At 68.0% G+C, this 9,212-nt stretch carries 11 protein-coding genes; 6 read left to right on the top strand and 5 right to left on the bottom strand.

Annotation, left to right across the window (positions count from 1 at the left end; genetic code table 11):
• Window positions 1-43: 43 nt before the first annotated feature.
• Window positions 44-304, bottom strand: coding sequence for an XRE family transcriptional regulator (locus IEW15_RS17685; protein ID WP_188580324.1), 261 nt, complete (start codon window positions 302-304; stop codon window positions 44-46).
• Window positions 301-672, bottom strand: coding sequence for a type II toxin-antitoxin system RelE/ParE family toxin (locus IEW15_RS17680; RefSeq protein WP_188580322.1), 372 nt, complete (start codon window positions 670-672; stop codon window positions 301-303). The genes IEW15_RS17685 and IEW15_RS17680 overlap by 4 nt, the downstream gene beginning before the upstream one ends.
• A gap of 231 nt (window positions 673-903) precedes the next feature.
• Here IEW15_RS17680 and IEW15_RS17675 point away from each other — a divergent pair, with 231 nt between their 5' ends.
• The 3 genes from IEW15_RS17675 to IEW15_RS17665 are packed head-to-tail and all read left to right on the top strand — an operon-like array spanning window position 904 to window position 3,649.
• Window positions 904-1,797 (top strand): hypothetical protein, encoded by an 894-nt coding sequence (locus IEW15_RS17675; protein ID WP_188580321.1) that lies wholly within the window; start codon window positions 904-906, stop codon window positions 1,795-1,797.
• Window positions 1,794-2,729: a hypothetical protein gene (locus IEW15_RS17670; RefSeq protein ID WP_188580319.1), complete on the top strand. Its 936-nt coding sequence runs from the start codon at window positions 1,794-1,796 to the stop codon at window positions 2,727-2,729. Before IEW15_RS17675 ends, IEW15_RS17670 begins: the two co-directional genes overlap by 4 nt.
• Window positions 2,726-3,649 carry a hypothetical protein gene (locus tag IEW15_RS17665; protein WP_188580317.1) on the top strand — a complete coding sequence of 308 codons (924 nt, stop codon included), beginning with the start codon at window positions 2,726-2,728 and terminating at the stop codon, window positions 3,647-3,649. Before IEW15_RS17670 ends, IEW15_RS17665 begins: the two co-directional genes overlap by 4 nt.
• Before the next feature lie 90 nt (window positions 3,650-3,739).
• Here the strand turns inward: IEW15_RS17665 and IEW15_RS17660 are convergent, their stop codons facing one another.
• Both IEW15_RS17660 and IEW15_RS17655 read right to left on the bottom strand, forming a co-directional pair.
• Entirely contained in the window at window positions 3,740-4,450 is a 711-nt protein-coding gene (locus IEW15_RS17660) for a glutathione binding-like protein (RefSeq protein WP_188580315.1), read from the bottom strand.
• A complete protein-coding gene (locus IEW15_RS17655) occupies window positions 4,447-5,097 on the bottom strand; it encodes a TetR/AcrR family transcriptional regulator (protein WP_188580312.1) in 651 nt (216 codons plus the stop codon). Before IEW15_RS17655 ends, IEW15_RS17660 begins: the two co-directional genes overlap by 4 nt.
• A 130-nt stretch (window positions 5,098-5,227) precedes the next feature.
• On the opposite strand from IEW15_RS17655, the gene IEW15_RS17650 reads away from it, so the two are divergent.
• Together IEW15_RS17650 and IEW15_RS17645 are read left to right on the top strand one after the other, a co-directional pair.
• Window positions 5,228-6,199, top strand: a complete 972-nt coding sequence (locus IEW15_RS17650) for a DMT family transporter (RefSeq protein WP_188580310.1) — start codon at window positions 5,228-5,230, stop codon at window positions 6,197-6,199.
• Between the two features lie 14 nt (window positions 6,200-6,213).
• Window positions 6,214-6,915: a glutathione S-transferase family protein gene (locus IEW15_RS17645; protein WP_188580308.1), complete on the top strand. Its 702-nt coding sequence runs from the start codon at window positions 6,214-6,216 to the stop codon at window positions 6,913-6,915.
• Here the strand turns inward: IEW15_RS17645 and IEW15_RS17640 are convergent.
• Complete coding sequence (locus IEW15_RS17640; RefSeq protein ID WP_188580306.1) at window positions 6,900-8,255, bottom strand: adenylate/guanylate cyclase domain-containing protein; 1,356 nt, start codon at window positions 8,253-8,255, stop codon at window positions 6,900-6,902. The two genes, IEW15_RS17645 and IEW15_RS17640, sit on opposite strands and share 16 nt — an antisense overlap.
• A gap of 236 nt (window positions 8,256-8,491) precedes the next feature.
• Between IEW15_RS17640 and IEW15_RS17635 the strand changes: the two genes are divergently transcribed.
• Entirely contained in the window at window positions 8,492-9,181 is a 690-nt protein-coding gene (locus tag IEW15_RS17635) for a glutathione S-transferase family protein (RefSeq protein WP_188580304.1), read from the top strand.
• Window positions 9,182-9,212 lie beyond the last annotated feature (31 nt).

Genomic DNA, 9,212 nt, shown 5'->3' with positions numbered 1-9,212 from the left:
GGAGGACGGGCCGCCTCACGCCGTCCCAGGCGACGGTGACGCTCTAAACCAGCCCGCCGCGCTCATTGCGCGACAGCCTCTTCAGGGTCGACAGGTACATATCGGTCTGCTTCTCGATCTTCGAGACCGACGGTTGTTTGATCTTCAGTGTGGAGGCGATGTCGGTCTGGGCCTTGCCAACCGCACGGCGCAGCTCACCGAGACTTTCCACTTCGTCTCTCAGCTCTTCAAATCGGGCCTCTACGCGCGCCCGTCGATCGTCGGGGAGCGCGGCGATCACATCATCAAGCCTGCGTCCCATCATTTTTTCTCCGTCTTCAACGCCGCCAGGCGGTCGAGGTGTCTTTGATAGCGCTCGTCTGCTTTCGCGATCAGCGATTTGTAGAAACGCCTCTCGCTCGCGCCCGACTTGTCGCCGGCAACGAGCAGGATTGCCGTCCGCTCCGGGTCGAATGCAAAGGCGACGCGCCAGACGCCATCGTCGGCATTGAAGCGCAGTTCCTTCATATTCGCAAAGGCCGAGCCGTTCAGGGTATCGACATGTGGCCGCCCCAGTTGAGGACCAAACACACGGAGCAACTTCGCGGAGGCCAGCAATTCATCCTGCACCGGCTGGGGGACCATCTCGAAATCCCCTTCAAACGCATCATCGAAAATAACATCCCACACCATATATAGCTCCTAAGCTATTTCGTCAACGCTGTCGCCATGACCATAGATTCAGGCGCACGCAGGAATCCCCTCTCCCCGGTCAGCTTTGCGCCCGTCACAGCGCCGACCGCGATGCCCGTTCGCCTGTAGCTACGGCGCGATCGGTGCGGATGCTATGAAACTTGCAGGAAAGCGGACAGCATGGAACTGTATGCGGAACATCACTGAATATCTGCCTGGGAACCGCCCCGCATGACCCGCCACGTCTCCGCCGGCACATCTCACCCGCCCGCCCGTCCGGGACCATCGCCTCTCGCCATGCTGGGGGTACAGGGCGTTGCCCTTGGCGCGGCGCTCGGCGCCGACTGGCTTGGTGCCGCCGCCGGTCTGGCGGATGCGCGGCCGTGGCTGCGACTGGCGGCCGCCGGCATCGCCGTCGTCGCGGCGTTCGCCCTTGGCTGGACCCGCGGCAGTGTGTTGCCGGCCCTGCGCGGCCATGCCCTGTACAGCCATGGGTCGCGGCGCGGCATGGCGGCGGTCCAGGTGCTGGTGGTTGCCCTGATTGCCTGGGGGCTGGTGGCGATTGCGCCTGAACGGGGCTGGTTCGACGGGATCAGCATCATGCTCATCCTGCTGATCGCCCTGCCGGCGCAGGCCGCAGCCGCCTTTCTTCGTCCGGCATCCGGGCGTCACGTGACATCCAGTGACCCGGGCCGCCGTGGCGGCCCGGCCCGGCCTGGTGCTCTGGATGGCCGCGCCGGCTGGGCTCTGCGGCTGGTGCCGCTGGTCATGGTCGTGTTCGCGGGATATGCCCTGCTGCCTGCCGAAACCGGCGGGTCCACCCTCGCCCTGCCGCTGCTGCTGGTGGTGACGGTGTTGGGCGTGGTCACCCTGGCCCATGGTTTGGCGACTGGTGGGGTGCTGCCGGACCGCATCAATCGCATCACCGGTGCCCGTGCCGTCCGCGTCCTTGCGATCATCCTGTCTGTCCTCATCGGGCTTCTGGTGCTGGCCGCCATCCCCACCGCCGCCGACCCGGCGTCGAGGATGCTGGCCGCGATCGCCGGCTGTATCGTTGCGGTCTCGATCGCCGTGGCGTTGTCGCTCAATATTGTCCACCACCCCGCCAGTTTCCGGAGATCATGATGATCACGACCGCCATCGCGCGCGTTCATGCCGGCGATCAGGCCGGCGCGGGGAGAAACTGGCTGCTTGCATGGCTCGTCGTCGGGACGGTCGTCATCACCGGGATCAGCGCGTGGCTGAGCGCGGACCTCGTCGACATCACCTCACTCAGGCAGGCATACGGCTTCACTCTGGTGGTTGTCCTTGGTCACGCGGCCATCATCGGTCAGCTTCCCGCCATGCGCGCCCATCCTCGCCATCGGCGGCCGGGGCGGGCTCTCGCGATCGTCCTCACCCTCAATTTGTTCAGTGTCACCATGACGCTTCTGGGGGGCTCACTCATCTCTCCGCTCCCCGGCGCCTGGATCAACGTCGATAGCCACACGATCGCGATCGCATTGGCGCTGTATACGGCCTTCACCCTATCTCTGCTCCGCCTGCCCACTGTTTCCACGCAGAAGCCGGCGGTGATATCGGGTTCGCCGGGGACGGTCATCGGGCTGCGCGTGCTGCCAGCCATGACGATCGCAACCATGGCCGGCGTGATGCACGCGCTTTCAATGATGGGGCAGTTGGGTGTGACGACATTGATCATCTTTGCCGTGGGCATGGTGATCATGGATATGCGCCGCCTTGCCAGGGGCTGCACGGCATCGGGCCACCTCGCCGACCCGGCACCCGATACCGAGGCCGGCTTCGTGGCGATTGCCCGTGCCGCCCGCCATATCGGTCAGCGGGCCAGTGGCTGCGGCCTGGCATTGACGCTCGCCCTGGCCATCGCGGCGACGTGGCCGCTGCTGTCCGCAGACAGGTCATGGCATGGCCTGAATGCGCTGGTGCTGGTTCTGTCCCTTCTGCCGGTTGCCGTGGCCTCGATGCTCCACGCGCTGGCCGGCCTGTCACACACGAGGTCGCGCCATGACGCGACGCATCCCGGAGTGCCGCAGCCGTGATCTCGATCGACCGCCTGTGCCTCGCCCCATCTATCCGCACCGGTGCCGAGAGGAACTGGCTTCTGGCCGGCCTTCTGGCCGGAACCATTCTGATCATCAGCATCGGCGAAGCCTTGGGCGCGGTCTTCCCCGACACCCTGCCGGTGAATGAAACACGCGCCCTGACCATGATGGCTGTGCTCGGCTTCGCGGCCATGATCGGACGCCGGCCGGCCATGCGGCCGCTGCGGGCGGGGTCTGCCGGATCGCGTGTGTCGGGGCGGATCATCCTGGTGCTGAATGCGAGCCTGCTGGTCCTGGTGGCGGTGCTGGTCATGGCGACGCTGAACGACCGGCAGCCGGCCGCCTGGTTCTTGATCGACCGCTACACGCTGCCGACCATTCTGTCGCTGCACGCCGCCAACTGCCTGTCGCTGTTTTTGACCCATGCGACCGCCGGCAGATTGCCGCAAACCGCGATAGCCACCATTTCAGGCGGCCCGACAGCCGTCTTCGCCCGTCGCCTGCTGCCTTTCGTGCTGATCACCGCGACGACCGGACTGATTGCGGCACCCGCGCATGCAGCCATGCCGATACAGATCGTTCTGGTCCTGGTCGCGATGTCCCATGTGACCGTCGACATGGCCCGGCTGGCCCGGGGCCGCACGGCCTCCGGCGTGCTGGCGGAGATAGCACCCGACACCGAGGCCGGCTTCACGGCCATCGCGCGGGCCGCCCGGGTGATCGGCGGCGGTGCCTGCCGGGCAGGCATCGTGCTGGGCGCCGCCTTGATCATGGCCGCGGCCTGGCCGCTGCTGACCGGCACGGGTGTGGCGCGGCTCGCGGGCTGCATCGCCGTGTCGCTGGCCCTGGTGCCGTTCGCCGCCGCCTGCCTGCTGAACGAACTGGCCCGGATGCCGGCCAAGCTGTCGGCGGCCTAACGACAAGATCGGCCCGGCAGGCCTTCAAACAGAAAAGCGCCGGATGCCCCTCAGCGGCATCCGGCGCTTTTCAATATCGATGGCGGCCGTCTATTTCTGAATCTGCGTCGCCGCCGTCTGGCCGAACAGGATGCTCTTGCCGGCTTCGGTGACGGTGGGGCGGTTTGCCAGCGGTTCGCCCTTTTCATAGGCACGCAGCGTGGCCGGGCGGGCGCGGATGGCATCGAACCAGCGGCGCAGGTCGGGGAAGTCGTCCAACTGCTGCTGCTGGCGCTTCCAGGGCACGATCCAGGGATAGGCCGCCATGTCGGCGATGGTGTAGTCGTCGCCGGCGATGAAGGCGCGGCCATTCAGCCGGCGGTCGAGCACGCCATAGAGCCGGTTGGTCTCGTTGACATAGCGGGTGATGGCATAGGGGATTTTTTCCGGCGCGTAGAGGCCGAAATGATGGTTCTGGCCGGCCATGGGGCCAAGCCCGCCCATCTGCCAGAACAGCCACTCGGTGACCGTCTTGCGGCCGCGCGGATCGGCGGGGCCGGGCAGGAAACGGCCGGTCTTCTCGGCCAGATAGAGCAGGATGGCGCCGCTTTCGAACACCGTCAGCGGCTCGCCGCCATCGGCCGGAGCATGGTCGATGATCGCCGGCATCCGGTTGTTGGGCGAAAACGCCAGGAAGTCGGGCTTGAACTGGTCGCCGGCGCTGATATCGACCGGATGGATGGTGTAATCGAGCCCGGCTTCTTCCAGGAACATCGTGATCTTATGGCCGTTGGGGGTTGGCCAGTAATACAGGTCGATCATCTCACGGGGCCTTCCTTGGCAGGCGATGACCCGGTCTCGCCGCAGAACGCGGTGTCGCCGGGAGATGCTGTGTCGAGCAGGAACAGGGCCGGGCGCAGCACGGCCTCAAGCAATGAACGGTCGGAGCGGGTGCGGGCCAGTACCCGGATGCCCAGCAGCAGCCCCAGGAAGTGGCGGGCCAGATCCTCGGCCGGCAGGCGGGTGGTGATGGTGCCGTCGCGCTGACCCCTGGTGACGCAGTCCAGGAAGAACGCCTCCATCCGCATCTGCACGCCGGCCACCGCCTGCCGGAAGCCGGGATCGCGGGGCGTGGCCTCCAGGGCCGCGTTGATCGCCATGCAGCCGCGCTGCTGCGGATCGCCGACCGACCGGTCGATGATCTCGGCGAAGAAGCCGGCGATCGCCTGACGCGGCGGCACGCCCTGAAGCCGGCGCACCCGGTCGCCGAAGGTTTCCTCGACATAGCGATCGAGCGCGCGGTGATAGAGCGCGCGCTTATCGCCGAACGCGTTGTACAGGCTGGCGCCGGTGATCCCCATGCCGGCGGTCAGGTCGCGGATCGACGTCGCCTCATAGCCATGCGCCCAGAAACACTGGATCGCCGCATCGAGCACCGCCGCTTCGTCGAACTCTCGGGGCCGGGCCATGGCTGTCTGTCGTCCTCGGCTGATATGGTCGTCGTGATCAGTGCAATGCGGTTGCATGTTGCCATCCGCATCGCTTGACGGCATTTTAAATCGATCGATCTAAAACGCAAGCAGCGACCACGGAGCGGTGATGACCCAGGCGGAAACCACAGGACCGGCATCCGGCCCCGGCAATACCCTTCGGGGCGTGCTGTGGGCGGCGCTGTCGGTGGCGATCTTCTCGGGCTGGTTCGTCGTCACCCGGTTCAGCGTCGCAGAGGCTGGCGGCGTGTCGACGCTGACCGTCTGGGACATCACCGTGCTGCGCTTCGGCGTCGGCGCGGTGATCCTGCTGCCGGTGCTGCTGGCACCATGGCTGATGCGCGGCCGCCGACGGCTTCCCCCTGGCGCCGGCCGCGAAGGGTTGCTGTTCGCGCTGTTGTGGGGCGCGCCCTTCGTGCTGCTGATCGCGCTTGGGCTGCAACTCACCTCGGCGGCGCGCGCGGCGGCGGTGACGCCGACCATGATGCCGGTCTTCGCCGGCCTGTTCGGCTGGCTGCTGCTGGGCGACCGGCCCGGCCGGCTGCGGCTTGCCGGCTATGCCGCCATCGCCGCCGGCCTGCTGGGCCTGATTCTGGCCGGCGCCGGCCTGCACGGCATGCGGGCGGTGGCCGGTTTCGCCGCCATGCTGGGGGCGGCGGCATTGTGGGCGATCTATACCCTGCGCTTCCGCCGAAGCGGGCTGACCGCCCTGCAGTCGGCGGCGCTGATCTGTGTCTGGTCGGCGCTGCTGGTGGTGCCAGGCTATCTGATTCTGGGCCTTGGCCAGTTGCAGGCGGCTCCGCTTCACGAGGTGCTGGTCCAGGCCGGCTATCAGGGCGTGCTGATGAGCGTGGTGGCGGTGATCACCTTCAACCGCGCCATCGCCCTGCTGGGTCCGGCGGCGGCCACCGCCATGATCGCGCTGATCCCCGTCACCGCCTCGCTGCTCGCCTTTCTGGTGCTGGGTGAGGCATTGAGCCCGGCCGAAATCGTGGCGGTGCTGGTGATCGTCGCCGGCGTGCTGCTGGCATCGCGATCGCCATCTCCCGCCATGTCCTCCACCCCGTCTCCCCGACACTGACACGAGGCATCCTGATGATCCGCTTCTATTTCCACCCGACCCCCAACCCTGCCAAGGTGGCGTTGCTGCTGGAGGAAACCGGCCTTGCCTATGAGGTGGTGCCGGTGGATACCAGCAAGGGTGAACAGCACGACCCGGCCTTCCGGGCGATCAATCCCAATGGCAAGGTGCCGGCGATCGTCGATACTGACGGCCCCGGCGGCCGCGAGGCGCGGGTGTTCGATTCCACCGCCATCCTGCTCTATCTGGCCGAGAAGGCCGGCCGCTTCACCGGTGATCCGCAGGACCGCCCCGAACTGCTGTCATGGCTGATGTTCATCGCCTCGGGACTCGGCCCCTATTCGGGCCAGGCGGTGCACTTCCAGCATGCCGCCCCCGCCGGGCTCGACTATGCGGTCAACCGCTATCGGCGCGAGGCCGAGCGCCATTATCAGGTGCTGGATGACCATATGGCTGGCCGCGACTACATCGTCGGCGACGACTACACCATCGCCGATATCTCGGCCTGGGGCTGGCTGGAGCGGGCCTCGCGGGTGCTGAAGGGCGCCGAGCCGCCGCTGGCCGGCTTCCCCAATCTGGACCGCTGGTTCAAGGTCATCGATGCCCGCCCGGCCGCTGCCCGTGCCCGCGCCGTCGGCCGCGACATCGCGTTCAAGACCACGCGTGACGAGGAAGCCCTGCGCGCCCTGTTCCCGTCGAACTACCCGCCGGCCTGATCGCCCGCCCGGCCGGCGGCGACGGCCTGATCGACGGGCAGGGCCGAGATCGCGACCAGATCGAGGCGCGCGTCCAGCCCGTCGACCGGGGCGGCGACCAGCCGCTGCAACCGGCTGCGCCGGGGCCGCCAGCCGGTGGCCTCGGCCGCGTCGACCACGCCGGCCTCGGCGAGCGCCACGGTGCCGGCGACCCGGTTGTGCTTCTCGATCTTGGCGGCCAGATTGACCGGCGCGCCGATCACGGTCAGTTCCAGCCGGCTGGCATCGCCGACCGCGCCGAACACCACCCGGCCGCCGGCGATGCCGATGCCGATCGCCACCGGCTCCTGCCCGGCCCGGCGGCGCGCATCGTTCCACAGGCCGACGGTGTCGAGCACCGCTTCGGCCGCGGCCATGGCCTGCGCGCAATGGCCGGCTTCGGGCGTGACCGCGCCGAAGGTCGCCATGATGCCGTCGCCGAGGAATTTGTCGATGGCGCCACCCTCGGCCTGGATCACCGGCACCAGCCGCGACTGGTAATCGGCCAGCAGGCTCATCAGCGCGTCCGGGGCCATCCGCTCGCTCATCCGGCTGAAGCCGCGGATGTCGATCATCATGATCGCCGCCACCCGCTCAACCCCTGATCCGGGCTGGATGGCAAGCCCGGTCTCGGCGATCCGCCGCGCGATGTCGGGGGCGAAGAACCGGGCGAGCGAGGCGCGGGCCGCCCCTTCCTCTTCGGCGCGCACCAGCATGTCGCGGGCGCGGGCCAGCCCGGCCGCCAGCACGGCGGTGACCACCAGGATCACCACGATCTTGTCGACCTCGGCGCCGATCAGCACGCGCGGGCCGCTCATATAGGCGACATAATCACGGGTGATCACCGACATGCCGCCGCCATCCCACAGCGCATAGAACAGCAATACCAGCCAGCCGGCCGCTGCCGCACCGCCCGCCAGCAGCACATAGCCCGGCTCGAACCGCAGGCAGCGCAGGGCGATGAAGATGAACACATACATCAGCGTCGGCGCCTTCAGATAGAAGGCGGCCGGCTGGTCGTACTGGATGTGGAAACTCCAGATCAGCCCGATCAGCAGCGCCATGTCGATCACCACCGACAGCGCCAGGAACCATCCCGGCAGTGGCCGGCGCCAAGCGATCCACATCCGGGTCACCGTGAACACGGTATAGATCAACAGCACCCAGGGCACCGGTTGGAACATCATGTCCGATCCACCGGCCCGGGGGCTGAAGGCATAGAGGCTGGCGAAGAGCACGATCACGCCCAGTTGCGCCCAGCCCACCACCCGTTCGGCGGCGGCCTGACTGTCGGCGATGGCGGCCTGAAGCCGCGCCGGCATGCCCCCCGGCGGTTTCCGCATCCACCCGAATGCCATCTGCCCTGCGTCGCTCCCCCTGAAGCCCGGCCGCGCCCATATGGGGCGCCCCATCTGCATCCGACCTCACGGGTCAAGACTAGGCGGTGGCACCGGCCGCGGCCACCAGAATGCGCCGGGCCGTCGACAACCGCCGGCCCGGCATCGCATGATGGCGGCCGGCCGCACGCCGGAGCATCGACACGGGAAGGCATTGCCCCATGTACCGCTTGTATATCGCCAACAAGAACTACTCGTCGTGGTCGCTGAGGCCGTGGGTGCTGATGCGGGTGCTGGGTATTCCGTTCGAGGAATGTCAGGTGCCGTTCGGCGGCACGGTCAACTGGCAGGCCTTCCGCGCCTTTTCACCCGCCGGCACCGTGCCCTGCCTGGATGATGACGGGCTGGCGGTGTGGGATTCGATCGCGATCATGGAATATCTGGCCGAGCGTCATGCCGGCGTGTGGCCGGCCGAGACCCGCGCCCGCGCCTGGGCACGGTCTGCCGCCGCCGAGATGCATGCCGGCTTCACCACGCTGCGCAGCCGCTGCCCGATGTCGTGCGGGGTGCGGGTGCGGCTGCGCGACCATCCGCCGGCACTGGCGCGCGACCTGAACCGGCTGGCCGAATTGTGGGGCGAGGGGCTGGCGCGGTTCGGCGGGCCGTTCCTGGCCGGGCCCGCCTTCACCGCCGTGGATGCCTTCTTCGCGCCGGTCGCCTTCCGCATCCAGAGCTATGGCCTGGTTCTGGGCGGTGCCGCCGATGCCTATGCCGCCCGGCTGCTGGCCTTGCCGGCGATGCGCGCCTGGTATGATGCCGGTCTGGCGGAACCGTGGATCGAGCCCGGTCATGAGGCAGAGATGGCGGCGAGCGGCACCGTGCTGCAGGATCTGCGCGCCACCGCCCGCTGACCCCGCCGGCGGCAATCCGGTGCCGCCCACC

It is taken from the genome of Tistrella bauzanensis (assembly GCF_014636235.1).
GTDB lineage: Bacteria > Pseudomonadota > Alphaproteobacteria > Tistrellales > Tistrellaceae > Tistrella > Tistrella bauzanensis.
Note: the sequence above shows the minus strand (reverse complement) of the source record. Positions and strands in the feature narration are given on the sequence as shown.

Excerpts from the sequence above, each read along its gene's own strand:
- IEW15_RS17655 (WP_188580312.1), bottom strand. The coding sequence starts at position 5,097 with ATGGCCCGGCCCCGAGAGTTCGACGAAGCGGCGGTGCTCGATGCGGCG.
- IEW15_RS17645 (WP_188580308.1), top strand. The coding sequence starts at position 6,214 with ATGATCCGCTTCTATTTCCACCCGACCCCCAACCCTGCCAAGGTGGCG.
- IEW15_RS17675 (WP_188580321.1), top strand. The coding sequence starts at position 904 with ATGACCCGCCACGTCTCCGCCGGCACATCTCACCCGCCCGCCCGTCCG.
- IEW15_RS17635 (WP_188580304.1), top strand. The coding sequence starts at position 8,492 with ATGTACCGCTTGTATATCGCCAACAAGAACTACTCGTCGTGGTCGCTG.
- IEW15_RS17660 (WP_188580315.1), bottom strand. The coding sequence starts at position 4,450 with ATGATCGACCTGTATTACTGGCCAACCCCCAACGGCCATAAGATCACG.
- IEW15_RS17650 (WP_188580310.1), top strand. The coding sequence starts at position 5,228 with ATGACCCAGGCGGAAACCACAGGACCGGCATCCGGCCCCGGCAATACC.
- IEW15_RS17685 (WP_188580324.1), bottom strand. The coding sequence starts at position 304 with ATGATGGGACGCAGGCTTGATGATGTGATCGCCGCGCTCCCCGACGAT.
- IEW15_RS17670 (WP_188580319.1), top strand. The coding sequence starts at position 1,794 with ATGATGATCACGACCGCCATCGCGCGCGTTCATGCCGGCGATCAGGCC.
- IEW15_RS17640 (WP_188580306.1), bottom strand. The coding sequence starts at position 8,255 with ATGCCGGCGCGGCTTCAGGCCGCCATCGCCGACAGTCAGGCCGCCGCC.
- IEW15_RS17680 (WP_188580322.1), bottom strand. The coding sequence starts at position 672 with ATGGTGTGGGATGTTATTTTCGATGATGCGTTTGAAGGGGATTTCGAG.